This window comes from Micromonospora sp. WMMD1082 (assembly GCF_029626175.1).
Lineage (GTDB): Bacteria > Actinomycetota > Actinomycetes > Mycobacteriales > Micromonosporaceae > Micromonospora.
This window is the reverse complement of sequence record NZ_JARUBM010000002.1, coordinates 4,128,042-4,152,121: the sequence shown is the minus strand read 5'-3', so window position 1 is coordinate 4,152,121 and position 24,080 is coordinate 4,128,042. Positions and strand designations below refer to the sequence as shown.

Annotated in this window: 29 protein-coding genes; 16 read left to right on the top strand and 13 right to left on the bottom strand. The window is 71.5% G+C overall.

What is annotated here, in order from left to right:
• Positions 1-43 precede the first annotated feature (43 nt).
• The 4 genes from O7615_RS19050 to O7615_RS19035 form a co-directional block, all read right to left on the bottom strand.
• Positions 44-1,396 carry a pitrilysin family protein gene (locus O7615_RS19050; RefSeq protein ID WP_278179069.1) on the bottom strand — a complete coding sequence of 451 codons (1,353 nt, stop codon included), beginning with the start codon at positions 1,394-1,396 and terminating at the stop codon, positions 44-46.
• The gene (locus O7615_RS19045; RefSeq protein ID WP_278179067.1) at positions 1,393-2,685 is read right to left on the bottom strand and encodes a pitrilysin family protein; all 1,293 of its coding nucleotides are present in this window, start codon (positions 2,683-2,685) and stop codon (positions 1,393-1,395) included. Before O7615_RS19045 ends, O7615_RS19050 begins: the two co-directional genes overlap by 4 nt.
• A gap of 51 nt (positions 2,686-2,736) precedes the next feature.
• Positions 2,737-2,952, bottom strand: a complete 216-nt coding sequence (locus tag O7615_RS19040; protein ID WP_278179066.1) for a hypothetical protein — start codon at positions 2,950-2,952, stop codon at positions 2,737-2,739.
• 87 nt (positions 2,953-3,039) lie between these two features.
• Positions 3,040-4,194 (bottom strand): alkaline phosphatase PhoX, encoded by a 1,155-nt coding sequence (locus tag O7615_RS19035; RefSeq protein ID WP_278179065.1) that lies wholly within the window; start codon positions 4,192-4,194, stop codon positions 3,040-3,042.
• Between the two features lie 301 nt (positions 4,195-4,495).
• Between O7615_RS19035 and O7615_RS19030 the strand changes: the two genes are divergently transcribed.
• The 3 genes from O7615_RS19030 to O7615_RS19020 all read left to right on the top strand — a co-directional run bounded on the left by O7615_RS19030 (position 4,496) and on the right by O7615_RS19020 (position 6,358).
• Positions 4,496-5,602 carry a 3-deoxy-7-phosphoheptulonate synthase gene (locus O7615_RS19030; RefSeq protein ID WP_278179064.1) on the top strand — a complete coding sequence of 369 codons (1,107 nt, stop codon included), beginning with the start codon at positions 4,496-4,498 and terminating at the stop codon, positions 5,600-5,602.
• Between the two features lie 295 nt (positions 5,603-5,897).
• Complete coding sequence (locus O7615_RS19025) at positions 5,898-6,119, top strand: hypothetical protein (RefSeq protein ID WP_278182145.1); 222 nt, start codon at positions 5,898-5,900, stop codon at positions 6,117-6,119.
• Positions 6,120-6,160: 41 nt separating this feature from the next.
• On the top strand, positions 6,161-6,358 hold the full coding sequence (locus O7615_RS19020) for a hypothetical protein (protein WP_278179062.1): 198 nt from the start codon (positions 6,161-6,163) through the stop codon (positions 6,356-6,358).
• A gap of 75 nt (positions 6,359-6,433) precedes the next feature.
• Here O7615_RS19020 and O7615_RS19015 read toward each other — a convergent pair whose 3' ends face one another.
• The 3 genes from O7615_RS19015 to O7615_RS19005 form a co-directional block, all read right to left on the bottom strand.
• Positions 6,434-6,970 carry a DUF1360 domain-containing protein gene (locus tag O7615_RS19015; protein WP_278179061.1) on the bottom strand — a complete coding sequence of 179 codons (537 nt, stop codon included), beginning with the start codon at positions 6,968-6,970 and terminating at the stop codon, positions 6,434-6,436.
• A gap of 62 nt (positions 6,971-7,032) precedes the next feature.
• Positions 7,033-7,356 (bottom strand): hypothetical protein, encoded by a 324-nt coding sequence (locus tag O7615_RS19010; RefSeq protein WP_278179060.1) that lies wholly within the window; start codon positions 7,354-7,356, stop codon positions 7,033-7,035.
• Positions 7,356-7,679 carry a DUF6158 family protein gene (locus O7615_RS19005; protein WP_278179059.1) on the bottom strand — a complete coding sequence of 108 codons (324 nt, stop codon included), beginning with the start codon at positions 7,677-7,679 and terminating at the stop codon, positions 7,356-7,358. Before O7615_RS19005 ends, O7615_RS19010 begins: the two co-directional genes overlap by 1 nt.
• A 120-nt stretch (positions 7,680-7,799) precedes the next feature.
• Here O7615_RS19005 and O7615_RS19000 point away from each other — a divergent pair, with 120 nt between their 5' ends.
• Both O7615_RS19000 and O7615_RS18995 read left to right on the top strand, forming a co-directional pair.
• On the top strand, positions 7,800-8,345 hold the full coding sequence (locus O7615_RS19000; RefSeq protein ID WP_278179057.1) for a hypothetical protein: 546 nt from the start codon (positions 7,800-7,802) through the stop codon (positions 8,343-8,345).
• Positions 8,346-8,371: 26 nt separating this feature from the next.
• Positions 8,372-8,707: a DUF3817 domain-containing protein gene (locus O7615_RS18995; RefSeq protein ID WP_278179056.1), complete on the top strand. Its 336-nt coding sequence runs from the start codon at positions 8,372-8,374 to the stop codon at positions 8,705-8,707.
• Positions 8,708-8,851: 144 nt separating this feature from the next.
• Here O7615_RS18995 and O7615_RS18990 read toward each other — a convergent pair whose 3' ends face one another.
• On the bottom strand, positions 8,852-9,379 hold the full coding sequence (locus O7615_RS18990; protein WP_278179055.1) for a DUF6232 family protein: 528 nt from the start codon (positions 9,377-9,379) through the stop codon (positions 8,852-8,854).
• 455 nt (positions 9,380-9,834) lie between these two features.
• On the opposite strand from O7615_RS18990, the gene O7615_RS18985 reads away from it, so the two are divergent.
• A complete protein-coding gene (locus O7615_RS18985; RefSeq protein WP_278179054.1) occupies positions 9,835-10,806 on the top strand; it encodes a C40 family peptidase in 972 nt (323 codons plus the stop codon).
• A 103-nt stretch (positions 10,807-10,909) separates the two neighbouring features.
• On the opposite strand, the gene O7615_RS18980 is transcribed toward O7615_RS18985, so the two are convergent.
• The 3 genes from O7615_RS18980 to O7615_RS18970 all read right to left on the bottom strand — a co-directional run bounded on the left by O7615_RS18980 (position 10,910) and on the right by O7615_RS18970 (position 14,172).
• Positions 10,910-11,899 (bottom strand): sigma-70 family RNA polymerase sigma factor, encoded by a 990-nt coding sequence (locus O7615_RS18980; protein WP_278182144.1) that lies wholly within the window; start codon positions 11,897-11,899, stop codon positions 10,910-10,912.
• Positions 11,900-12,307: 408 nt separating this feature from the next.
• Positions 12,308-13,261 (bottom strand): N-acetylmuramic acid 6-phosphate etherase, encoded by a 954-nt coding sequence (locus O7615_RS18975; protein ID WP_278179053.1) that lies wholly within the window; start codon positions 13,259-13,261, stop codon positions 12,308-12,310.
• Complete coding sequence (locus O7615_RS18970) at positions 13,258-14,172, bottom strand: MurR/RpiR family transcriptional regulator (RefSeq protein WP_278179052.1); 915 nt, start codon at positions 14,170-14,172, stop codon at positions 13,258-13,260. Before O7615_RS18970 ends, O7615_RS18975 begins: the two co-directional genes overlap by 4 nt.
• A 187-nt stretch (positions 14,173-14,359) precedes the next feature.
• Here O7615_RS18970 and O7615_RS18965 point away from each other — a divergent pair, with 187 nt between their 5' ends.
• Positions 14,360-15,055: an SDR family NAD(P)-dependent oxidoreductase gene (locus tag O7615_RS18965; protein ID WP_278179050.1), complete on the top strand. Its 696-nt coding sequence runs from the start codon at positions 14,360-14,362 to the stop codon at positions 15,053-15,055.
• Here O7615_RS18965 and O7615_RS18960 read toward each other — a convergent pair.
• Positions 15,040-15,783 carry a thymidylate kinase gene (locus O7615_RS18960; protein WP_278182143.1) on the bottom strand — a complete coding sequence of 248 codons (744 nt, stop codon included), beginning with the start codon at positions 15,781-15,783 and terminating at the stop codon, positions 15,040-15,042. The two genes, O7615_RS18965 and O7615_RS18960, sit on opposite strands and share 16 nt — an antisense overlap.
• Before the next feature lie 165 nt (positions 15,784-15,948).
• Here O7615_RS18960 and O7615_RS18955 point away from each other — a divergent pair, with 165 nt between their 5' ends.
• The 5 genes from O7615_RS18955 to O7615_RS18935 all read left to right on the top strand — a co-directional run bounded on the left by O7615_RS18955 (position 15,949) and on the right by O7615_RS18935 (position 18,449).
• Complete coding sequence (locus tag O7615_RS18955; protein WP_278179048.1) at positions 15,949-16,566, top strand: nucleotidyltransferase; 618 nt, start codon at positions 15,949-15,951, stop codon at positions 16,564-16,566.
• A gap of 2 nt (positions 16,567-16,568) precedes the next feature.
• Positions 16,569-16,838 (top strand): hypothetical protein, encoded by a 270-nt coding sequence (locus O7615_RS18950; protein WP_278182142.1) that lies wholly within the window; start codon positions 16,569-16,571, stop codon positions 16,836-16,838.
• 10 nt (positions 16,839-16,848) lie between these two features.
• On the top strand, positions 16,849-17,625 hold the full coding sequence (locus tag O7615_RS18945; RefSeq protein WP_278179046.1) for a metallophosphoesterase: 777 nt from the start codon (positions 16,849-16,851) through the stop codon (positions 17,623-17,625).
• The gene (locus O7615_RS18940) at positions 17,616-17,759 is read left to right on the top strand and encodes a GPGG-motif small membrane protein (RefSeq protein WP_007464364.1); all 144 of its coding nucleotides are present in this window, start codon (positions 17,616-17,618) and stop codon (positions 17,757-17,759) included. Before O7615_RS18945 ends, O7615_RS18940 begins: the two co-directional genes overlap by 10 nt.
• A gap of 195 nt (positions 17,760-17,954) precedes the next feature.
• Entirely contained in the window at positions 17,955-18,449 is a 495-nt protein-coding gene (locus tag O7615_RS18935) for a TspO/MBR family protein (protein WP_278179045.1), read from the top strand.
• Between the two features lie 40 nt (positions 18,450-18,489).
• Here the strand turns inward: O7615_RS18935 and O7615_RS18930 are convergent, their stop codons facing one another.
• On the bottom strand, positions 18,490-19,263 hold the full coding sequence (locus O7615_RS18930) for a peptidoglycan DD-metalloendopeptidase family protein (protein ID WP_278179043.1): 774 nt from the start codon (positions 19,261-19,263) through the stop codon (positions 18,490-18,492).
• Positions 19,264-19,518: 255 nt separating this feature from the next.
• Between O7615_RS18930 and O7615_RS18925 the strand changes: the two genes are divergently transcribed.
• The 4 genes from O7615_RS18925 to O7615_RS18910 all read left to right on the top strand — a co-directional run bounded on the left by O7615_RS18925 (position 19,519) and on the right by O7615_RS18910 (position 24,058).
• Positions 19,519-20,868 (top strand): ABC transporter substrate-binding protein, encoded by a 1,350-nt coding sequence (locus O7615_RS18925; RefSeq protein WP_278179042.1) that lies wholly within the window; start codon positions 19,519-19,521, stop codon positions 20,866-20,868.
• A gap of 70 nt (positions 20,869-20,938) precedes the next feature.
• A complete protein-coding gene (locus O7615_RS18920; RefSeq protein WP_278179041.1) occupies positions 20,939-21,991 on the top strand; it encodes a sugar ABC transporter permease in 1,053 nt (350 codons plus the stop codon).
• A gap of 1 nt (position 21,992) precedes the next feature.
• Positions 21,993-22,958 (top strand): carbohydrate ABC transporter permease, encoded by a 966-nt coding sequence (locus O7615_RS18915; protein ID WP_278179040.1) that lies wholly within the window; start codon positions 21,993-21,995, stop codon positions 22,956-22,958.
• A 65-nt stretch (positions 22,959-23,023) separates the two neighbouring features.
• Positions 23,024-24,058: a LacI family DNA-binding transcriptional regulator gene (locus O7615_RS18910; RefSeq protein ID WP_278179038.1), complete on the top strand. Its 1,035-nt coding sequence runs from the start codon at positions 23,024-23,026 to the stop codon at positions 24,056-24,058.
• Positions 24,059-24,080: the final 22 nt, after the last annotated feature.

Here is a 24,080-nt window from a genome sequence, read left to right as displayed (position 1 = left end):
GCTCGGCACGGCGGCCGGCGGGCCGGGCCCGACCGGGACGGCCTCAGCCCGCCGGGGCGGGGTCGACCAGCTCGCCGAGGCCGGTGGCGACCAGTTCGTCCCGGATCAGCGCGGCGTCGCCCTCCACCACCAGGGTCAGCGCCTCCGGGTGCAGGTGCGTCTCGGCGGCCGCCGAGACCTGGGCCACGTCGGCGGCGAGCAGCGACTCGCGCAGCCGGGCGTGGTAGTCGTCCGGCAGATCGTGCACCACCAGCGTGGTCAGCGCCCCGGCGATCGCCCGCGGGCTCTGCAACTCGATCGAGAGCTGCCCCGCCCGCCAGGACCGGGCCACCGCCAGCTCGTCCTCGGTCACCCCACCGGCGTGGGTACGCGCGATCTCGCCGACCGTCTCCACCAGGGCCGGCGCGGTGACGGCGGTCTGCACTCCCGAGCTGACCGCGAACCGGCCGAACCGGCGGGACGAGGCGAAGTCTCCCCGGATGCCGTACGTGTAGCCGCGTACCTCTCGGATGAGGTGGTTCAGCCGGGAGGTGAACGCCCCGCCGAGCACCGTGCCGGCGAGGGCGATCGGCACGTGGTCCGGGTGCGCCCGGTGCGGCGCGGGATGCCCGAGCCGCAGCGTGGACTGCACCGAGCCGGGCCGGTCGACGAGGATGATCCGGCGCCCGGCGCGCGGTGGCACCTCGATCGGCCCCTCCCGGTCCACCGGCCCACCGCCGGTGCCGGCGAACGCCGCCGCGGCGAGCGCGTCCAGGTCGATCCGGTCCAGGTCGCCGGCGACCACGAGCGTGCCGGGGCGGATGAACCACTGCGAGTGGAAGACGGTGACGTCCTCCACGTCCACGCCGGCCACCGACTCCGGGTCGCCGTACATCGGGCGGCCCCAGCGGTTGCCGGCGCCGAACAGGTCGGCGCGCAGCGCCGCGTCGGCCCGTGGGCCCGGGTTGGCCCAGTCCATCCGCAGCGCGGTCGCCTCGTCGTCGCGGACCCGCCGGACGTCGTCCGGATCGAGCTTCGGCGTACGCACGGCCTCGGCGAGCAGTTCCACCGCCGCGCCCAGCCGCCCCACCGGCACCTGCACGCTGGCCTGGAAGGTGTCCCAGTCCAGCCCGGTCACCAGCTCGGTGCCGAGCGCCTCGATGGCCAGCGCGTACGCGGTGGCGTCGCGCTGCGCGGTGCCCTCCTCCAGGGCCTTGGCCAGCACGCCGCCGAGCCCCTCCCGCCCCACGGGTTCGCGGCCCGCCCCCGCGTCCAGCAGCAGCAGCGCCACGGCGAGGTTCTGCCCGGGCAGGTGCGCGGCGACGACCTGGCCGCCGGCGACGGACCGGCGGATCACCTGCGGGAACCGGTACGGCCGGGCGGCACCCGGACCGGGACGGTCGGCGATGAGAGTCATGCGGTCTCCTCGGGGCGGTAGGTCAGGGTCACCCGGTCGTCGGCGGCGAGCACCTCGGCCGCCACCTCGGCGATCTGCTCGGCGGTCACCGCCAGCCAGGCGGGCAGTCGCTGCGCCACCGTGGCCGGGTCGCCGAACTGCGTGGCGTAGCGGCCCAGCGCGTCCGCCCGACCGTCCACGGTGGACATCTGCCGCCACCACGCGGTGGTCAGCAACGCCTTCGCGCGGTCCAGCTCGGCGGCGGTGACCGGCACGGTGACCAACTCGTCGACCACCTCGGCGAGCCCGGCGGCCAACCGCTCACCGCTGACCCCCGGCCGGGCGGTGGCGGTGGCGATCAGCGGTGCCGGTGCGTGCGCGAGGTCCACCCCGTACGCGCCGATCAGGTCCGGCTGGGCGATCCGCTCACCGTCGGCGAGCCGCTGGTAGAGCCGGCTGCCCCGGCCGCTGCCGAGCACGGTGGCCAGCACGGTCACCACGTCGTATCCCGGGCTGCCGAACGGGTGGGTACGGTGCGCGACGTACACCCGGGGCGCCGGCACGTCGGTGACCACGGTCTCCTCGGCGGGCACCCCGCTGGCCGGCACGACCCGGCCGTCCGGCGCCGGTGGGATCTGCGGACGCGGCGGGATGGCGCCGAAGTACTTCTCCGCCAGGGCAGCGACCTCGTCGACGCCGGTGTCGCCGACCACCGTGAGCACCGCGTTGTTCGGCGCGTAGTAGGTCTGGTGGAACGCCTGGAAGGTGGCCAGGTCGGCCGCGTTCAGGTCGGCCATGGAACCGATGGTGGCGTGGTGGTAGGGGTGGCCCGGCGGATAGAGCAGCGGCAGCAGCCGCAGCCAGGCGTCGCCGTACGGCACGTTCTCGTAGCGCTGCCGCCGCTCGTTCTTGACCACGTCCCGCTGGTTGTCCAGGGTCTCCTGGGTCAGCGCCGGCACCAGCCCGCCCATCCGGTCGGCCTCCAGCCAGAGCGCCAACTCCAGATGCTCCGCCGGGACCGTCTCGAAGTAGTTGGTGCGATCCGGGTTGGTGGTGGCGTTGAGCGAACCGCCCGCCCCCTGCACCAGCTTCATGTGCTCGGTCTTCGCGACGTGCATCGAGCCCTCGAACATCAGGTGCTCGAAGAGGTGCGCGAAGCCGGTCTGTCCGGCCGGCTCGTGCCGGGAACCCACGTCGTACCACAGGTTGACCGCGACCGCCGGGGCGGTGCGGTCCTCGCTGACCACCACGCGCAGGCCGTTGTCCAGTCGGGTCGTCGAGATGGGCCAGGGGTAACCGCTGTCGGGCATGGCACCGACGCTATCCGATCTCCGGGTCGCGGCGGGGACCGGACGCGGCGGTCAGTCGGGCGGTTCGACGGGGGTCACCGTCTCCTCCGAGGTACGCCGCTCCAGGACGGTGTCCGGTGCGGCGTTGCGGTCCGCCTCGCGGATGTCCGACTCGGTCAGGATCGCGTCGGCCTGCGCCTCGGGATCATCGCTGCCGGCCGCCGCCTCCTCGGGCAGCAGGTGCGCCCGGGATTCGATCCGCTCCTGGTCGCTCTTCCCATCACTCATGCCGCTTCCATACCCCCACCCCGTCCCCCGCACGCGCGAAAGGAAGGGCCCCTTGGCGAAAGGGCCCTTCCCACATCCCGTGCAGGGTCAGGAGCGGAACGGGCCGCGTACCTCGTAGGTGATGCCGCCGGAGGAGGAGCCGGAGGTGCCCCGCTGCGACGAGAAGAGCAGCCGGGTGCCGTCCGGCGAGAAGGCCGGCCCGCAGATCTCCGAGGAGGACTGGCCGCTGATCCGCAGGAACGGCGCGACCACCCCGGCCGGAGTGATGATGTTGATCTCCATGTTGCCGCCGTCCTCGGCCACGTAGAGGTCGCCCGAGCGGGTGCCGGTGATGTTGTCCACCCCGGTCAGCGGCGCGGTGCCGGAGATCTGTCTGGCGTCGTACGCCAGATCGATGCGCTGGTTGACCGCGTCGTACGCCCACACCCGGTTGTCGCCCTTGGTGGTGAACCAGCAGGTGCCGTCGGCGTACCAGCAGCCCTCACCGCCGTTGAAGCGCTTGACCCCGGAGACCTGGTTGCGGGTCAGCGTGCTCGCCGCCGACGGGTCGGGAACCCGCGCCCAGGTCACCGGCCCGCTGGTGGCGGTGCCCCCGACCAGCACTTCCAGGGTGCCGGCGGAGAGATTGCCCCAGCTCGTCGGCCGGAACCGGTAGAGGCAGCCGTTGGTCTCGTCCTCGGTCAGGTAGATCACCCGGCGGTCCGGGTCGCAGGCCGCGGCCTCGTGCTTGAACCGTCCCATCGCCGCCCGGCTCACCGCCGTGGTGCCGCCCTGCGGGTACGTCTCGTAGACGTAGCCGCGGTTGACCTCCTCGCAGGAGAGCCAGGTCCCCCACGGCGTGGCGCCACCGGCGCAGTTCTGGTTGGTGTTGGAGAGGATCCGGTACGCGGAGGCGATGCTGCCGTCGGAGTTGAAGCGCACCGCCGAGGCTCCACCGCCCGGCGTGATCTCGGAGTTCGAGACGTAGATCCAACCGCTGCCGGCGACGAAACAGGCGCCGCCGTCGGGCGCGTCGTGCCAGGTGTACGAGGTGCCCGGCACGGCCTGGCGGGACCGGGCGATCACCCGGCTGGTGAACCCGGTGGGCAGCAGGATGCCGTTGGCGTCGGCGGACCGCAGCGAACCGTACGGGCTGGGTCCGGGCTGGGCGGGGGCGGCCACGGCGGCGCCCGCCCAGAGGCTGCCGGAGAAGGCGGCGGCGCCACCGGCAACGGTGGCGCGCAGGACGGTACGACGATCCATCAGGACCTCCGGTCAACATCAGTTCGGTGCGCTGAAACTACCGACGCATCCATCGACGGAGGTGAACGTGAGGCGAGGCTTTACCGACAAGGGGGTGAGCACTCGACCACCGTCGGGTACGCTTACCGCCGTGACGCACTCGTATCGATGGTTTAGGCAGCCGGCTCGCAGGCCGGTGACCTCATCATGATCTGACGTCACCGTTGTCGAGCCGGCCGGGCAGGAGCTTTCGTTCCTGCCCTTTCGCGTACGAGCAGCCGGCTCGACCCGGGCACCGGCCCCGGGTGCGGTCGGCGGAAGGATGCCCACCGTGACGACCCCGGAGAACCGCCGGGTCATCGACCAGCGAATCGACCGCGTCGTACCGCTGACGACCCCCGCCCTGCTGCACCACGAGCTGCCCCTGGACGACGGCCTCACCGCGGCCGTGCTCGACGGTCGCCGTGCGGTCGGTGAGGTGCTCGACCGGGCCGACGACCGGCTCCTGGTGGTGGTCGGGCCGTGCTCCGTCCACGACCCCGCCGCGGCCCTCGACTACGCACACCGGCTCCGCGAGGCGGCCGAGCGGGTAGCCGAGGATCTGCTGGTGGTGATGCGGGTCTACTTCGAGAAGCCGCGCTCCACGGTGGGTTGGAAGGGCCTGATCAACGACCCGGGACTGGACGGCTCGGGCGACGTCAACACCGGCCTGCGCCGGGCGCGGGCGCTGCTGCTCGACGTGCTGCGTCTCGGCCTGCCGGTGGGCTGCGAGTTCCTCGACCCGATCACCCCGCAGTACATCGCGGACACCGTGGCGTGGGGGGCGATCGGGGCGCGCACCGTGGAGAGCCAGGTGCACCGCCAGCTCGCCTCCGGCCTGTCCATGCCGATCGGCATGAAGAACCGTCCCGACGGCAGCATCGCCACGGCGGTCGACGCGATCCGGGCGGCGGGCGTGCCGCACGTCTTCCCCGGCATCGACGTGTCCGGCACCCCGGCGATCATGCACACCCGGGGCAACGCGGACGGGCATCTGGTGCTGCGCGGTGGCAACGGCCAGCCGAACTACGACGCAACGTCGGTGGCCGGCGCGCTGGATCTGCTGCGGGCCGCCGGACTGCCCGAGCGACTGGTGGTGGACGCCAGCCACGCCAACAGCGGCAAGGACCACCGCAACCAGCCCACGGTGGCCGCCGACGTGGCCGGGCAGATCGCCGCCGGCCAGCAGGGCATCGTCGGGATCATGCTGGAGAGCTTCCTCGTACCCGGCCGGCAGGACCTCGACCCCACCCGCGAGCTGACGTACGGCCAGTCGGTCACCGACGCCTGTATCGGCTGGGACACCACCGACGAGGTGCTCGCCGGACTGGCCGCCGCCGTCCGCGCCCGCCGAGCCCGCCACCCCCGACCCCTCCCCACCCCGGCCTAACCCCCCCACCCTCGCCCTCCCCGCCCTCGACCCCGTCGATCATGAAGTTATTGCCCTGGAGAGCGCTTCCCGGGGTCGATAACTTCATGATCAACAAGGTGGAGTGAGGGTGGGGTTTTGGGGGGTTGGTCGCGGGTAGGTGACGGGCGTGACCGACGACGTACCCGTGACCGGGGCACCTACGGCACCCACGACCGAGGCGCGGCTGCCCGACGCCATCCTGGCGGACGTGCCGGTGGTCGACACCGCCGCCATCGACCCGCCCACCACCGAGCTGCCGGGAACGGCCGCCGCCGTGGGCGACGAGGTGGAGATCGAGGAGGTGGACACCCGACCGCTCGACGAACTGCTCGACGACCTGTACCACGGTCAGGAGCGGATCAGCCAGGTGGACATCTATCGCCGCGCGGTCGCCGCGGAACTACCGCCGCAGCTGCTGTCGCGACTCAACGCGCTGCCACAGGGCGAGTACGCCGTCGACGAGGTCACCGACCTGCTGGGCGGCTCGGTGGGCTGAACCGGCGCCCGGCCAGTACCGGCGATGAGGAGAGGAGCGCGATGTCGCAGCCAGAGAAGGACCAGCACGACCGGACGCCCGCGCTCGGCCAGCCACCGGAGGGCACGGACACCCTGCCCGACCCGGACTTCGCCAACGAGCACGACCGCACCGCCGTCGACCGCGACATCATTACCGGCGCCGACGAGGACGAGCGGGAGCCGGAGTCACCGCGCGGCTGGTCCGGCATGCAACGCTGAACCGGCTCGGCATCCCATGCCGCACGACGAGGCCGGCCCGCGGTGGACACCACGGACCGGCCGATGCACGTCGCGTCAGTCCTCCTCGTCGCCGCCACCCTCCGCCGCCTGCTGGGCCACCGCGTACCCCATCTGGAGGAAGTCGGAGGCGGCCACCGCGGTCAGTGCGGTGGCGACGAGGCGGGTCAGCCGTGGCGCCAGCACCAGCCCGCCGGTCAGTCCGGTGGCCACCCAGACCGCCAGGCAGAACGGGCAGCTGAGCAGCTCACCGATGGCGTGCCGGGTGGAACTGCCCGAGTCGCGTACCTGCTCCATCACCTCGCCGCTGCCGATCGGCCGGTCGTACCGGGTGAACGGCGCGCGCAACGGGCTGGTGACCGCGTCCTTGGACAACAGCCGGCTGAGCTTGTGGGTGGCGATGGCCAGGAGCACCACGTCGGACGTGGCGGGTCGCTCCGGTACGGCTCGCCCGGTCACCTTGACCAGGCCGGCGATCGCGCCGGCCACCCCGGCGTACGTGCCCATCGCCACCAGGTAACCGCCGAGCGGTCGGTGCTCGTGCGGCGCGTACGCCTGGCGCAGCCGCGCCACCTTCTGCCTGAGTCCGCTCACCCGGCCTCCTTCGGTCATGCCACATTCGGTCGCCGCACCGCGGGGGAGCGGGCTGGGCCGGGTCAGCCGGCCTGCAGGTTGTCGGCCACCTCGCGGGCGAGGTTGGTCAGCGCCTCGTCGGCCAGCCGCTCCGCGCCGTCGCCGCCACCGCCGAGTTCGAGCCGGATCCGGGAGCCACCCGCATCGACCGGATCCACGCACAGTTCAGCCGACCAGCCGGCGCTCCGCGCCTCCCACCGGGCCCGCATCCGCCCGGCGTCGCCGTTGCGGGACGGGTCATCCGACAGCAGCGGCTCGGGCAGCCAGGCGGAGATCCGGTCGGGGTCGGTCGCCGTGTTGAAGACGACCTCGGGCGGTGCGGACACCCCTCGCTCCGCGTACGCCATCACGCGTCCCGAAGGCGGCTCGGGTCCACCTCACGCCCGGGGTGCCGGGCGAGGTACTCGGTCTCCAGTTCGGCGGTGCGTCGCAGATGGTTGGCGAGCGCCGAGTCGGTCGCGTGGCGGAGCGTGTCCAGCCGGGTGCGGTGCAGACTCTGCATCTCGCGGATCAGATCCTCCTCGGCCAACTCGGCCGGGTCGATGCCGACCAGGTCGGCATCGAGTGCCGGGGCTGCCACCCGGTCGTCACCCCACTCGGGGATCCGTTGTTCCGGGCTCACCTCCGTACCGCCGGCGGGAAATCCGTCCTGTCGTCCCGATGCCGTCATCTCGCCCCCTCGTCCGTCGTGGGCTGGCATCTGTACGGTTGCCCAGCCCGCGTGGGGCCAAACCACGCCGCACTACGACGCCGCGTCGGAGAGCGTCGCCGGTCCCGGTACCCTCGTGGCATGAAGCGGCTCTGGACCCCGGCGTGGATCGCCCGCCACGTGGCCCTGGTCGTGCTGGTGACCACCTTCCTCGGGCTGGGTTGGTGGCAGGTCAGCCGGGCCGCTGCGGGCAACGCGATCAGCTGGGGCTATGCCGTGGAGTGGCCGATCTTCGCGGGCTTCGTGGTCTTCGTCTGGTGGCGCGAGGTGCGGCACGCGCTGCGCGACGCTCCGCCGACGACCGCCGAGGGGGCCGCGCCAACCCCCGCCGAGGCTGCCGCCGACCAGGCCGTGTCAGCGTCCCCCGACATCGCTGCAGGCCGCGCCGACGACGCCGACGGCATCGCCGCCCGCACCGCCGCCGCGACCACCGGTGCCACGGTCGGGGCCGGCACGGTCGGCGGCGTGGGGGCGGGCCGGCCGCGGCCGGGGATCCGTCGCCCGGTACGGGCCGTCCGGATCGCCGCCGGCGACGGCGAGGACGACGCCGACCTGGCCGCCTACAACCGCTACCTGTCATGGTTGACCGCCAACCCGGGCGCGGAGCCCGGTGACTATCCCGGCTGAGCCGGGCCGGAAAGGACTGACGAGACGTGCGCGCTGCCCTCACCCGCTACCGCGTGATCGCCTGGGTCGTCGGCGTGGTGCTGATCCTGCTGGCCGTGATCGGCATGCCACTCAAGTACGCCTTCCACAACCCGATCGTGGTGGAGACCGTGGGCCAGGCGCACGGCTTCCTCTACATGGTCTACCTGGTCGCCACCTTCGATCTCTCCCGGCGCGCCGACTGGCCGCTCAAGCGGATGATCCTGGTGATGCTCGCCGGCACCGTGCCGTTCCTCTCCTTCTGGGCCGAGCGGCGGGTGAGCGCGCTGGTCACCGCCGAACAGCGGGAGCGGAAGCAAACCCCCGAACCCATCGCCAACTAACCCCACCCCTTCCCGACCGCCACGCCACGCCACGCCGCGCCGATCTTGCAGTTGTGGTCGCCCTTATGCGAGGGATGCCCCGCTTTACAGCGACCACAACTGCAAGATCGCGGGGGTGGGGACGGGGAGGTGGGGACGGGGGGGTCAGCGGCGGGGGTGCCAGGGGGTCGTGGTGGTGGGCGGGTCTTCCCAGGCGCCGTAGCTGTTCATCTCCCGCGCCCGGCGCACCGCCCGGCTCACCTGGCCGAACTGCTGCTCGTCGTCGCTGCTGAACAGCAGCTCGTCCGTTCCCGCGCGGCGGCCCCACAGCTCGTACGCCGGCGGACGCCACCGGTCGCCGGCCACCGCGAGCAGCACCGGCACCAGGAACACGGCGCCCAGCAGGAGGTACGCCCCGGCGGTGAGCCGCTGCAGCCCGCCGGTGAAGCCGAGCAGCAGACCGACGCCGCCGATCATCAGCGCCGAGACCAGGACGGCCCGGGTCGCCACCCGGTCGTGTGGCCCCCGCGTGCTGTGCAGGTGGGTCAGCTCGGCAACGCGCCAGCTGCTGCGGCCCACCGTGAACCGGTCGACCGTGACGATGATCCCGGGTCGGGCATAGAGCAGCGTCGCCTCCCGGCCGGCGCCGCGCGGTGTTCGCGGCGGTCGCGTCGTCGCCCCTTCGGGATTCACGGCCCCTCCTCCACGGCTGGCAGCGCCGGGTCGGGTTCCCCGCCGGGCTCGTCCAGTGACGCCGGTCGACGGGAATCCCGGCCGCGCGGTTCATTGTGGGCCGCGTCCGCCAGCCCGACCGGACGTTTCCCGTGGTCACGGGTCTCGTGGTCGCGCGATCGCCGCCGGAAAGGGGACGCCAAGTCCGTCTTGTCGGGCATCTCGGGCGGCGCCAAACTCTCATATGCCGAGAGCGACTATTCCTTTATCTACCTAAATAAGCGGTTAGTCGGACCTGGGCACCGTCCGCCCCACCACCATCATCGGTCCCGGCTTTCCCTGCGGACGACTCCCGTCCCGTACTAGGTTGGGCAGGTCGGCTCGGTCGACCGCCGTCCATCCGGATGGCGCCGGGTCGATGCCGTCGCGGAGCGTCAGCAGCCCGCGCCGGCCCCGGGAGAGGAGCATTCGGGCTCTTGTCGTCCCTGACGCACACGCTGCGTGCCCTGACGGTCGCCGCCTTCTCGCTGGCGCTGGTCGTGCCGGCAACGGTGGCCCGGGCCGAACCTTCCCCCGCCGAGTTGACCCGGCGGATCGAGAAGTCCTCCGTCGAGCTGGAACGCGTGGTGGAGGCCCACAACGAACTACGGGAGAAGATCAAGGAGAACCGTGCCGCCGTGGCCCGGCTGCAGGAACGGATCGGTCCGCTGGAGCAGCGGGCCGAGCAGAGCCGGGCAGACGTCGGCGAGTTGGCGGTGACCGCGTACAAGACCGGCAACCTCGGCACCGTCGACGCACTGCTGCACGGCGGCGACTCGGCCTCGGTGCTCGACCGGCTCGGCACGCTGGACCATCTGACCCGGCAGCGGCAGGCCACCATCGCCGGTTACACCGCCGACCAGCGCCGGCTGCTCGACGAGAAGACCCGGCTGGACGTGACGCTCAGCCAGCAGGCGGCGCAGTCCCGGGAACTGACGGCGGCGAAGCAACGGATCGAGCGCGACCTGGCCAAGCTCTACGAACTGCGCCGGCAGGCGTACGGCCGGGCCACCGAGCGGCCGGCCAGCCGGGCGAACAGCGTCGACGACGCGCCCTCGGTCTCCGGCCAGGCCGGTGCCGCCGTCCGGTACGCCTACGGCGCGCTGGGCAAGCCGTACGCCTGGGGGCAGGACGGGCCGGGCAGCTACGACTGCTCCGGGCTGACCTCGGCCGCCTGGCGGGCGGCGGGCAGGTCGCTGCCGCACAACACCCGGATGCAGTGGGGGGTCGTGGCGCACATCAGCCGGAGCGAGTTGCGCCCGGGCGACCTCGTGTTCTACCGCAGCCTCGGGCACGTGGCGATCTACGTAGGCAGCGGGCAGGTGATCCACTCGCCGACCTTCGGCCGCAACGTGGAGAAGCGCTCGGTGGACCTGATGTCACCGTACGGCTACGGCCGGGTGCGCTGAGCCGGTCCGCAGCGCCGAGGCTGAGCCGGTCGGCAGCGGAAACGGCGAACGGCCGGCGTCCCCTGTCGGACGCCGGCCGTTCGCCGTCGTTGTCCTAGTCAGCTCAGGCCGCCTGCAGACCCTCCGCACGGGCCAGCTCGCGGAGCCGGCCGAGCGCCTGGATCTCCAGCTGCCGGATCCGCTCGCGGGACAGGGAGAACCGCGAGGCCACCTCGGTCAGCGAGTGCTCCCGGCCGTCCTCCAGCCCGTAACGGGCCCGCATGATGCCGGCGGAACGGTCGTCCAGGTGGTTGAGCAGCCCCTCGATCCGCTGCCGCTCCAGCCCGGTGAGGACGATCTCCTCCGGCGACGGTGCGTCGCTGTCGGCGACCAGGTCGCCGAGGTTGGTGTCGCCGTCGTCGCCGACCGGAGTGTCCAGCGACACCGTGTCCTGCGACCAGCGGACCAACTCGTTGACCCGCTCGACGGTCACCCCGAGGGACGCGGCGATCTGCTCGGGCTCCGGGTCGCTGCCCAGTTCCCGGGTCAGCTGACGGGCCACGTTGCGCATCCGGTTGACGTCCTCCACCAGGTGCACCGGCAGCCGCACGGTGCGCTCCTGCTGGGCGATCGCCCGGCTGATCGCCTGGCGGATCCACCAGGTCGCGTAGGTCGAGAACTTGTACCCGCGCTCGTAGTCGAACTTCTCGACCGCCCGCACCAGACCGGTGTTGCCCTCCTGGATCAGATCCAGCATCGGCATCCCCGAGCGGACGTAACGTCGGGCGATCGACACGACCAGTCGCAGGTTGGCCCGGATGAACAGGTCCTTGGCCCGCTCACCGTCGGCGACCAACCGCGCCAGTTCCTCCCGGGTCACCCCGTCGGGTACGCGGTCCTCACCGAGCAGGTGTTCGGCGTAGAGCCCGGCCTCGATGGCCTTGGAGAGATCGACCTCCTTGGCGGCGTCCAGCAGTGGCGTCCGGGAGATCTCGTGCAGGTAGACTCCGACCAGGTCGCGCTCCTCGGCAACCTCGTCGGTTCGCATACCGATGTTCTTGTCCACGGTGCCCACGGTCCCCTCGCTCGCGCCGGTTGCCCGGTTCCTTGCCATCCCCACGCCCACCAGCCCCTCCCCCGTAACCTCCGCTGTGCCCACCGGTGCTGACATCTACACAACAGATGAGACGTGTCGGGGATTCCATGTCGTGGGTCGAAAGTGTCACGAATGCCTGATAATCAGCTGAGAGCACGGTCCACGTTTGCTGTCAGCACCCTGCCGGGTTGTCGCCGGCAGGCACCCCGTGCGGTCGACGGATCGACAGATCGCCGTGCGTGGCCCATAGCAACACTGCTCGCCGACCGGCACAGCGACCCGGGTCACCACCGTGCTGCGATCCTGGTCACTGCCTGATACGCGCATGCGGACCGGTCGGTTCATCCACGCCGGTGGTAATACCCCACGCCCTGGTGAACAATCCGCGCCCCGGTCCTATGCCCGTCCCCCGCCGAAGCGTCGGAATCAGGACGCGAGCAGGGCGAGAGCGCCACGGACCTGGTCGGCGGAGCGGGCCAGCGCGGCACGCGCGGTGGTCACGGCCACCCCCGACACGAGGCTGACCAGGGCGGTCTTCAGGTCGCCGTCGGCCTCGTCCAGGGCCCGGGTGGCGACCTCCTCGGTGCAGCCGGTCGACTCGACCAGGATCGAGATCATTCGTCCCCGGAGCTTCGCATTGGTGGCCACCATGTCGACCATCAGGTTCGAGTAGACCCGTCCCAGGCGCACCATGACCGCCGTCGAGAAGCCGTTCAGGACGAGTTTCTGCGCGGTGCCCGCCTTCATCCTTGTCGAACCGGCCACCACCTCGGGCCCGGTGTCCACCCCGATGAAGACGTCAACGGCGCGGGCGGCCGGCGCCTCCGGGTTCGCGCAGAGCAGCACCGTCGAGGCGCCGATGGCCCGGGACGCGGCAAGCGCCCCGAGGACGTACGGGGTGCGCCCACTCGCGGTGAGTCCCACCACCACGTCTCCGGGCCGCACGCAGTCGCCCGCCTCGGCCGCGCCACGGGCGTCGTCGTCCTCGGCGTCCTCCACGGCCCGCCACATCGCGTCGGGACCGCCGGCGAGGTGGGCGCAGAACCAGTCCCGCGGCGAGTTGAAGGTCGGTGCCAGTTCGGCGGCGTCCAGCACCCCCAACCGACCGGAGGTGCCGGCGCCGAAGTAGTGCACCCGGCGCCCGCCGCGCAGCGCGGTCACTGCCAGGTCGACGGTCGCGGCCAGCTCGTCGCCGACGGCGGCCACCGCGGTCGGCACCCGCCGGTCCGCCTCGTTGATCACGGCGAGGACGTCCCGGGTGGACATCAGATCCAGGTCGGCGCTGAGCGGGTTGCGTCGCTCGGTCGGTGCGCCGACGCGGATCGCCGGTCGGTCGGCTGGCGGCGTGGCCTCGTGCGGTTCCACGGCACCGGCCGTCATGCCCGCCTCCGGCCGGAGCCGACCCGGTGGGACCGGACCGCCTCCGCGGTCGCCTCCAGCGCCTTGCGGGCCCGTGGCCGGTTGCGCGCGGCCACCCCGACGAAGAGGCAGTCGACCACGGTGAGCTGGGCCAGCCGGCTGGCCGTCGCACCGGAACGGTAGGTGGTCTCCCGCGCCGCGGTGGTGAGCACGTGGTCGGCGACCTCGGTGACCGGCGAGCGCGGGAAGTTGGTCAGCACCACCGTGGTGGCACCCCGGACCCGGGCCTGCTCCAGCACCTCGACCACGTCGGAGGTGGTGCCGGTGTGCGAGATGCCGATGGCGACGTCGCCGCGACCCAGCAGGGCCGCGGAGGTCAGCGCGGTGTGCACGTCCGGGAAGTAGAACGCGGTACGGCCGATCCGGTGCAGCTTCTGCTGGAAGTCCGAGGCCACGAAGCCGCTCGCGCCGGCGCCGTAGATGTCGATCCGGCCGGCACCGACGATCGCGTCCACCACCCGCTCGCAGACGGCCGGGTCGAGCTGTTCGGCCGTCTCCTCCACCGCCCGCGCGTCGTTGAAGGCGATGGTCGCGATGATCTGAGCCAGGTCGGCACCGGGCGGGATGTCCCCGCCGACCACTCGCGCGTCCGGCGGTTCGACCCGCCGGGCCGCCTCGGCGGCCAGCCGGATCCGCAGCTGCGGGTAGCCGTCCATGCCGACCGACCGGCAGAACCGGATGACGGTCGCCTCGGACGTCTCGGCGGCGGTGGCGAGATCCGTGATGGTCCGGCGGGCCGCGTCGGCGGGGTCGGCGACCACCAGCCGGGCGACCCGCTGCTCGGCCGGCGACAGCGACGGGAGCAGGCCGCTGATGTGGACGATCAGCCCACCCGGCTCGTGATTTGCGGAAATCTTCGGACTCTTCGCCACAGATGAAACTTACTTTCATGAACCGGGGAGCGTCAACCATGACCCGCACGCGCCGGCGCGGCGGCGGTGACCGGCGGGTTCAGCCTGCCATCCGGCCCCGGCCGGTCGCCTCCCCCAGCGGGCCGGGTCCGGCCGGTCGGGTGGGGTCGGGCGCCCACCGTCCGGGCGGCGGCACTAGCCTCAGGTCATGGCGGATCGCAGTGTGCTGGTCACCGGGGCCACGGGTGGGCTCGGCGCGGCGGTCACCGCCGCGTTCGTCGAGGCGGGATGGCGCGTGGTCGCGCCGCAGCGCCGGCCGCCGAGCCCGACGTCCCGACCGGATCCCAACGCGCCGGTCCGGCTCGTCGCGGACCTGACCGACGCGCAGGACGCCGCCCGGGCGGCCGAGGTGGCGGCCGGCGATCCGGCGGCGCCGCTGCGCGCCGTGGTCAACCTCGTCGGCGGGTACGCCAGCACCGGGCTGGTGCACGAGACGCCGGTCGAGGAGTTCGAGCGGATGCTCACCATCAACCTCCGCCCCACCCACCTGGTCACCCGCGCCGCGCTGCCCCACCTGGTCGCCGCCGGCGGTGGCGCGGTCGTCTGCGTCGCGGCCCGCGCGGCGGTCGCGCCGTTCCCGGGGGTCGCCGGCTACGTGACGGCGAAGGCCGCCGTGCTCGGTTTCGCCTCCGCCGTGGCGGTGGACTACAGGGCGGCCGGGGTGCGCTGCAACACGGTGCTGCCGAGCGTCATCGACACGCCGACCAACCGGGACGCCATGCCCGACGCCGACCACGCGCGCTGGGTCGACCCGGCGGAGATCGCCTCGGTGATCCGCTTCCTCGCCTCGGACGATTCGGCGCCGACCAGCGGCGCGGCCGTCCCGGTCTACGGCCGGGCCTGAAGCGGGACCAGGGCCTGTGTCGCCACGGGCACCGGTCTCTCAGTGCGCACCGGGGTAGCCACGACGACCGGCCCGCCACCGACCGGCCCGTCGGCGGCGGCCAGCCAGGGGCTCAGGTGCCCCCGGATTTCCCGGGCGACGTCCTCCGCCCGCCGGCCCGCGTCGACCGACACGAACGTCGGGTGCTCCGGCAGAGCACGGTAGGCGAGGTCGGCGGCGGACAGATAGGCCAGGCTCTCGTGGTCGGTGCCCCGGCGCTCGATCCGCCCGTACGCCTCGCCGGGTGCCACGCTCAGCAGGAACGTCACCTGGGGTCGGGGGAAGAGTCGGTAGGCGGCCCGGACGAGCGGCTCCCAGCGGTGACCGCCGTGCGCGCGGAGGCTGGCGTACTGGCAGGCGGCGTAGCGGTCCATGACGGCCACCCGTCCGGTGAGCAGGCTGCCGAGCAGCGTCATCGCGATGGCCAGCCAGCGCAGCACGGACTCCACCAGCAGCATCCCGTCGCGCCCGAGGAGCCCCTGGGCGTCCGGCCGGCCGAATCGGTGCGCCGCCCGGCCGAGCCAGCGTCGCCCGCCGGCGTTGCGGTGATAGGTGGCGGGGTATCCGGCCGCGGTGAGCGCCTCGGCGAGCCGGTACGCCTGGGTGGTCTTGCCCGATCCGTCGATGCCGATCAGGGCCACGGTGCGGAGCCGGGCTCTGCCGCGCCGGGTTTCCGTCGAACCGAGCACTTCCGTCGATCCAGGCGTTCCCGTCGATCTGGCCACCCTCGACAGGCTATCCGGCCGCCGCATCAGGCTCGCGCATTTCGTACCCATTGAACATCGTTCGCACCTTTCGCGCTTCGAGCAGGTGTGGGCGACCGGAATGCCGGGTACCGATCGGAGATCCCACCGGTGGCACTCCGACAAGTCGACGGGAGAGGCGAGATGGCCGAGCGCGACGACGAGACTCTCCTGCACACCCTCAAGAAGGTCGCCGCCGTGCTCAAGCAGTCGGAGATTCCCTTCGCCCTCGGCGGCAGCTTCGCCGTCTACGCGCACGGCGGGCACTCCAGCGAGCACGACGTCGACTTCCTCATCCGGGAGGCCGACGTCGATGCCGCGCTGGAGGCGCTGGTGCAGGCCGGCTTCACCGCCGAGCGACCACCGGAGGACTGGCTGGTCAAGGTCTACGACGGCGGGCGGATGGTGGATCTGATCCACCGCCCGATCGAGACGCCGGTGACCGAGGAGACCTTCACCGACACGGTCGTGCGGCCGGTCGACGCCATTCGCATGCCGGTGCTGTCGGCCACCCAGCTGATGGTGCACAAGCTGCTGAGCTTCTCCCAGCACTACTGCGACTTCGCGCGCGGGCTGCCGCTGGCACGCTCGCTGCGGGAGCAGATCGACTGGGAACGGGTACGCAAGGACACGCAGCACTCGCCGTACGCCGAGTCGTTCCTGGTGCTGCTGGACAGGCTGGACGTCGTGCCGTACGCCGGCACGGCCGACGGGAAGGGGACACCGTGACCGTGTACCGCGACTCCGGCGCCGGGCCACCCGACGAGTATGTCGAGGCGGAGATCCACCGGCTGCTCACCGAGGATCCGGCCGTCGCCGAACAGGGCATCACCGTGGTCCGCACGGAACGCGGCCTGGTGCTGTACGGCGAGGTGGAGAGCGCGCACCGGCGGGAGGAGATCCTGCGCCGGGTGGCCGAGCGCTTTCCCGACGAGCCGATCAGCAGCGACATCGGGGTGATCCGCGCACAGGCGCCTACGGAGATCGAGCAACTGCCCTGAGGGAGGTTCGATGGTTATCCGGATCGCCGCCGTGGGCGACGTACATCTGGACGAGGACGTGGTCGGCCGCTTCCGGCCGGCCCTGGAGGAACTGCCCGGCAACGCCGACGCACTGCTGCTCGCCGGCGACCTCACCCGGCACGGCACCGAGGCCGAGGCCCGCTGCGTGGCCCGGGAGTTCGGCGGGCTGGGCGTGCCGGTGATCGCCGTGCTGGGCAACCACGACCACCAGTGCGACCAGGTGCCGCAGGTGGTGGGTGCGCTGGAGGAGGCCGGGATCACCGTCCTGGAGGGCGACGGCGTCGTCCTGGACTGCCCGGGTGGCCGGCTCGGCGTCGCCGGGGTGAAGGGCTTCGGTGGCGGCTTCGCCGGCCGGTGCGCCAGCGACTTCGGCGAGCCGGAGATGAAGGCCTTCGTACGCACCACGACCGAGAGCGCCGACCGGCTGACCGCGGCGCTGCGCTCGCTGGAGTGCGACGTGCTGGTGGCGCTGACCCACTACGCGCCCGTACCGGACACCCTGGCCGGCGAGCCGTTGGAGATCTATCCGTTCCTCGGCTGCTACCAGCTGGGGCAGGCGGTGGACTCCGCACCGACCGCGTTGGCCCTGCACGGGCACGCCCACCACGGATCCGAGCGGGGCACCACGCCGGGCGGGGTGCGCGTCCGTAACGTGGCCCACCCGGTGATCAAGCAGGCGTACAGCATCTTCCACCTGGGTGACCACCTTGATCAGGGTGAGGTTTCCGTGGCGGGTGCCGGGGGTACTCAGCGACCATGGAGCTGATTCTCTGGATTCTCGCAGTCGTACTGGTGGTTGCCGGCATTCTCGCGCTGTTCCGCCGGCAGATCCTCTGGGGCATCGTCCTCATCGTGGTCGGGCTGCTCGTCGGCCCGGGTGGTGTGAGCATCTTCAATTGACCTTGCGGCGCAGGGCGTCGCACACCGGACCCGCCGGGGTCGTCGTGACCGGAACTCCGTCCTCCCGACAGGAGTCACCGGACGCGGCGACCCCGGCGTGCTGTCGTTGATCTCCCGGGCCGTCGACGGGCCACCCGAGGAACAGCCGCCCGAGGAACAGGTTTGCCGCCCCGACCGGCGGGAGAACCTCCGGCCATGCGGACGACTGCGGAAGACACCCGACGGCGCGACGGCTCCGGTTGGTGGGCGTTGGCCGGCTTCGCGGCGGCCGTCCTCGCCGCCGCCCTCATCGGCAACCTGGCCGCCTCGGGCGCGGCGGCCGAGTACGCGGACCTCGACCGGCCGGCGTGGTCGCCGCCGTCGTGGCTCTTCGGCCCGGTCTGGATCGCTCTCTACGTGACGATCGCACTCGCCGCCTGGCTCGTCTGGCGTCGGGTGGGCTTCGGCCCGGCCCTCGCCGCGTGGGTGGTCCAGCTGGCGCTCAACGCCGCCTGGACGCCGCTGTTCTTCGGCGGCGGCCGGTACGGGCTGGCGTTCGCCGAGATCGTGCTGCTGTGGCTGGCGATCGGCGTGACCGTCCTGCTGTTCTCCCGGGCCAGCCGCGCGGCAGCGGCGCTGCTGCTGCCCTACTGGGCCTGGGTCACCTTTGCCGCGGCACTGAACTACTCGATCTGGCAGCTGAACAGCTGACCGTCCGGGGCGGGAACCCGACCCGCCCCGGACGGACGGGTCAGCAGCGGGGCACGTTCGGCAGGTAGCCGTCGGTGCCGGTGTAGAGGTACGCGTCGGAGACGAACCGCCCCGTACCGATGCGGTTCCAGATCGAGCTGGTGCCGAACGTCCCGGTGACCGTCGTCCCGCTGGTCTGGCAGTAGATGGTCACCGTCGCCCCGTTGGCCAGTGAGCCGACGGAGGAGTAGTTGGTGCCCGGCCCGGAGCGGACGGTCAGGTTCGCTCCGGCGGTGCGTACCGTGCCGGTTCCGGTCGACGACGAGCAGCCGTTGTCACTGGTGTAGTTCCTCGTGCCCCAGTACAGCGCGAGCGTGCCGTTGAACCGGATCTGGACGGCGGAGCCGTTGAGCCGCTGCTCGTAGTGCAGGTGCGCCCCGGTCGAGTTGCCGGTGCTGCCGACCCAACCGATCACCCGGCCGTAGCCCACCGACTGGCCGACCGAGACGTTGAAGCCGTTGAGGTGGGCGTAGTAGGTCGAGTAGCCGCCGCCGTGGTTGATCCGGACGTACTTGCCATAGCTGGTGTTGCCCAGGTCGGTCACCACGTCGACCGTGCCCGGCGCGCTGGCCACCACCGGGTCACCGAGGTCGTCGGTGCGGTTGAAGTCGATGGCGTTCGCCGGGCTGTGGTTCGTCCGGGTCTGACCGGACCACGACTGGCCGCAGGGGAACGGCACCTTGAAGGTCGGTGCGGCCATCGCCGGCGCCGCCGGCAGCAGGACGCCCACGGCGAGTAGCACCGTCGCGACCAGGCTGAACCACCGCTTGCCCATCCAGCACCTCCGTATGTCGAAATCCTTCTATATCTGCCGCACAGCTTGACAGAAATCTCCATTGATCGACAGGGGTGATTCTCGGGGGTGGGAAACGCGCCCGGACCCTCGGCCAGGTTTCCGGATTGTTACTCGGTCGTGTCCGTCCAAGGGTGGACCTCCATCGCATGCAAGCGCTTACATGTGAAAACGCCCATCGGACCGGCGCCCAGGTCATGCGACCGGTGGCCCGCGCCGGCTAGGAAGGAGGACGGCATGGCGGTCTCTGCCAGGCCACGCCAGGCCCTCGCGATCGCTGGCGCGATCGGACTGGCGCTCAGCGCCACCGCGTGCGGCACCGGAAGCAGCAGCAACAACGGCGGCAACAACGCCGATTCCGCGGAGTGCGCCCCGTACGAGAGCTACCAGGGCCACAGCGGCACGACGGTGAACATCTACTCGTCCATCCGGGACATCGAGGCCGACCGCCTGGCGGAGTCCTGGAAGCAGTTCGAGGACTGCACCGGCATCAAGGTCAACCACGAGGGAAGCGGCGAGTTCGAGGCCCAGCTCCCCGTACGGGTCGACGGTGGCAACGCCCCCGACCTTTCCTTCATCCCCCAGCCCGGCCTGCTGCAACGGTTCGCCGAGCGTGACCAGATCAAACCCGCCAGTGCCGAGACCAAGGCGCTGGCCGAGCAGAACTACCCGGCCGACTGGCTGAAGTACAGCACCGTCAACGGCACCTTCTACGGCGCGCCGCTCGGCTCGAACGTCAAGTCGTTCGTCTGGTACTCGCCGAAGATGTTCCAGGAGAACGGCTGGACCGTCCCGGAGACCTGGGACGACCTGATCAAGCTCAGCGACACGATCGCCGACAGCGGCGTCAAGCCGTGGTGCGCCGGCATCGAGTCCGGTGACGCCACCGGCTGGCCGGCCACCGACTGGATCGAGGACGTGCTGCTGCGGACGCAGACCCCCGAGGTCTACGACCAGTGGACCACGCACGAGATCCCGTTCAACGATCCGCGGATCGCCGAGGCGCTGGACCGCGCCGGCACCATCCTGAAGAACGACAAGTACGTCAACGGCGGCTTCGGCGGCGTCCGCAGCATCGCCACCACCTCCTTCCAGGAGGCCGGCGTGCCGATCACCCAGGGCAAGTGCGCGCTGCACCGCCAGGCGTCGTTCTACGCCAACCAGTGGCCGGCGAACACGAAGGTGGCCGAGGACGGCGACGTCTTCGCGTTCTACTTCCCGGCCATCGACCCGGCCCGGGGCAAGCCGGTGCTCGGCGGCGGCGAGTTCGTGGTCGCGTTCAACGACCGCCCCGAGGTGCAGGTGGTGCAGACGTACCTCGCCTCCGGTGAGTACGCCAACAGCCGGGCGAAGATCGGCGACTGGGTGTCGGCGAACAACAAGGTCGACCTGGCCAACGTCGCCAACCCGATCGACCGGCTCTCGGTGGAGATCCTCCAGGACGAGAGCTCGGTCTTCCGGTTCGACGGTTCCGACCTGATGCCCGCCGCCGTCGGCGCCGGGACCTTCTGGAAGGGCATGGTCGACTGGATCAACGGGCGGGACACCGCCACCGTGCTCCGGGGCATCGAGGGCAGCTGGAACTGAGTCCAGTGGTGGGCCGGCCCGCGCTCTCGCGGGCCGGCCCACCGGCTCTGCCGAGACCCTGGGAGGGTTGATGAACTTCGACTTCGCCGACCAGGCGCCGAAATTCATGATGTTGCTGTGGGGGCTGATCGCCTTCGCGGTGGTGGTCGGCGGCCTGCTCGTCCTGCTCGACGTGGTGCCGGCCTTCTTCGCCCGGCGCCGCGAGGCACAACTCGTCGTCGCCGCGGCCGGCGGGGCACCGCTGCCCCGGCGGACGAAACCCCGCGAGGGGCTGTTCGCGCTCTTCTTCCTGCTGCCGACGGTGCTACTGCTGCTGATCGGCCTCGTCGTACCGGCGATCCGGACCACCCTGCTGTCGTTCATGGACGGCAGCAGCCAGAACTGGGTGGGCCTGGACAACTACCGCTGGATGTTCGCCGAGGACGCGATCGTGCGGGTGCTGCTCAACACGCTGATCTGGGTCACCCTGGTCCCGCTGGTGGCGACCTCCATCGGCCTGCTCTACGCCGTCCTGGTCGACAAGGCCCGGATGGAGGCCGTGGCGAAGTCGCTGATCTTCATGCCGATGGCGATCTCGTTCGTCGGCGCGAGCATCATCTGGCGGTTCGTGTACGCCTACCGGGGCGAGGACCAGGAACAGATCGGCCTGCTCAACCAGATCGTGGTCAGCCTCGGCGGCGAACCACGGCAGTGGTTGCTGGACTCGCCGCTGAACACGCTGCTGCTCATCGTGATCATGGTGTGGATCCAGGCCGGTTTCGCCATGGTGGTGCTCTCCGCGGCGATCAAGTCCATCCCGGCCGACATCGTGGAGGCGGCCCGCCTCGACGGGGTCAACCCCTGGCAGATGTTCTGGCAGGTCACCCTGCCCAGCATCCGGCCCGCGCTGATCGTGGTGGTGGTCACCATCTCGATCGCCACGCTGAAGGTCTTCGACATCGTCCGCACCACGACCAACGGCAACTACGACACCAGCGTGATCGCCAACGAGATGTACAACCAGGCGTTCCGGTACGGCCAGAACGGGCAGGGCTCCGCGCTGGCGGTCTTCCTCTTCATCCTGGTGGTACCGATCGTGATCTTCCAGATCCGCAACCTGCGTCAGCAGCGACGGGAGGGCTGAGATGACCACCACCACTCCCCCGGTCGCCGCCGGCGCCCAGGACACCGGCGGGCCGTCGACCCGGGTCTCCCGGGTCCGCAAGCGGCTGAACAGCCGCACCGCGACCCTGGTCGCGATCGTCATCGCGGTCGTCTGGACCATCCCGACCTTCGGCCTGTTCGTCTCCTCGTTCCGGCCCGAGACACAGCTCAAGACCACCGGCTGGTGGACCTTCTTCCGCGATCCGGAGTTCACCCTCCAGAACTACCAGGACGTGCTGTTCGGGCAGTCCGCCTCATCCGGGCAGCTCGCCAGCTACTTCGTCAACTCACTGGTGATCACCGTGCCGTCGGTGCTGTTCCCGCTGGCGTTCGCGTCCCTGGCCGCGTACGCCCTGGCGTGGATCAACTTCCGGGGCCGGGACTGGATGTACATCGGCATCTTCGCGTTGCAGATCGTGCCGCTGCAGATGGCCCTGGTGCCACTGCTGAGCTTCTTCTCGCGCGGAGTCAGCCTGGGCGGCATCACCCTGCTGCCCGCCTGGAACCTCGACGGCGCGCAGAACTTCGCCCAGGTGTGGTTCGCGCACACCTGCTTCGCGCTGCCGTTCGCGGTGTTCCTGCTGCACAACTTCATCTCACAACTGCCCAAGGATCTGATGGAGGCGGCGCGGGTCGACGGCGCCACCCACCCCAGGATCTTCCGCACCATCGTCCTGCCCCTGGTGGCACCCGCCCTGGCCGCGTTCGGCATCTTCCAGTTCCTCTGGGTCTGGAACGACCTGCTGGTCGCGCTCATCTTCGCCGGGGGCAGCGACGTCACCGCACCACTCACCGTCCGCCTGGCCGAACTGGCCGGCACCCGGGGCAGCGAGTGGCAACGGCTGACCGCCGGAGCGTTCGTCTCGATCGTCGTACCGCTGCTGGTGTTCCTGTCGCTGCAGCGTTACTTCGTTCGCGGGCTGCTCGCCGGCAGCGTCAAGGGTTGATCCGTCCGTGGTGCCGCCGCCGGCCGCGGTGGCGGCACCACGCGGGACGTGAGCGGGGTTTCACCGTGACGAAGATCGACGACGTCGCCCGGCTGGCCGGAGTCTCCACGGCGACCGTCTCCCGGGCACTGCGCGGACTGCCGACGGTGTCGGCGGCGACCCGACGGCGGGTCCTGGCCGCCGCCGAGCAGTTGCAGTACGCCGTCTCACCGAGCGCCTCGCGGCTGGCCGGCGGCCGGACGGGCACCGTGGCGGTGGTGGTCCCCCGGATCACCCGGTGGTTCTTCGGTGTGGTCGTCGAGGCGGTCGAGGACTTCCTCCACCAGGCCGGTTACGACCTGCTGCTGCACAACCTCGGCGGGCGCGAACGCAACCGGCAACGCCTGCTGCGCGCGGCCAACCTGCAGAAGCGGGTGGACGCGATCATGCTGGTCGCCACCCCGCTGCTGCCCGCCGACCTGACCGCGCTGGCCACGCTGGACCTGCCCGGCGTCGCCATCAGCTCCGGCACCATCGTGCCCGGCTGGCCCTGCGTACGCATCGACGACGTGGCCGCGGCGCGGACCGCCACCCGGCACCTGCTGGATCTCGGTCACCGCCGGATCGCGCACATCTCCGGCGATCCCGACGACGAACTCGCCTTCAGCGCACACCTGGACCGGCGCCGGGGATACCAGGAGGCGCTGCGCGGGGCCGGGTTGCGTCCGGATCCGAGCCTCGACGTGGAGTCCAGCTTCGACATCGCCGGCGGCACCCGGGCCACCGAGGAACTGCTGCGCCGGGGCGACCCGCCGACGGCCATCTTCGCCGCCTGCGACGAGATGGCGATGGGCGCGCTCACCGCGCTGCGCGACGCCGGGTTGCAGGTCCCCCGGGATGTCAGCGTGATCGGCATCGACGACCACGCCCTCTCCGGCGTGCTCGGGCTGAGCACCATCGCGCAGCCCGCGGCCGAGCAGGGGCGGCTGGCCGCGCAGCTGCTGCTCGATCCGCTCAGCGGGCGGGCCGGCGAGGTTGGCATGATCAGACCGGGTTCGCCGGTGATCCTGCCCACTCGGCTGGTCGTGCGCGAATCGACCGCGCCCGCGCGGGCACACTGAACGACAGCCAGCACCGTCGCCC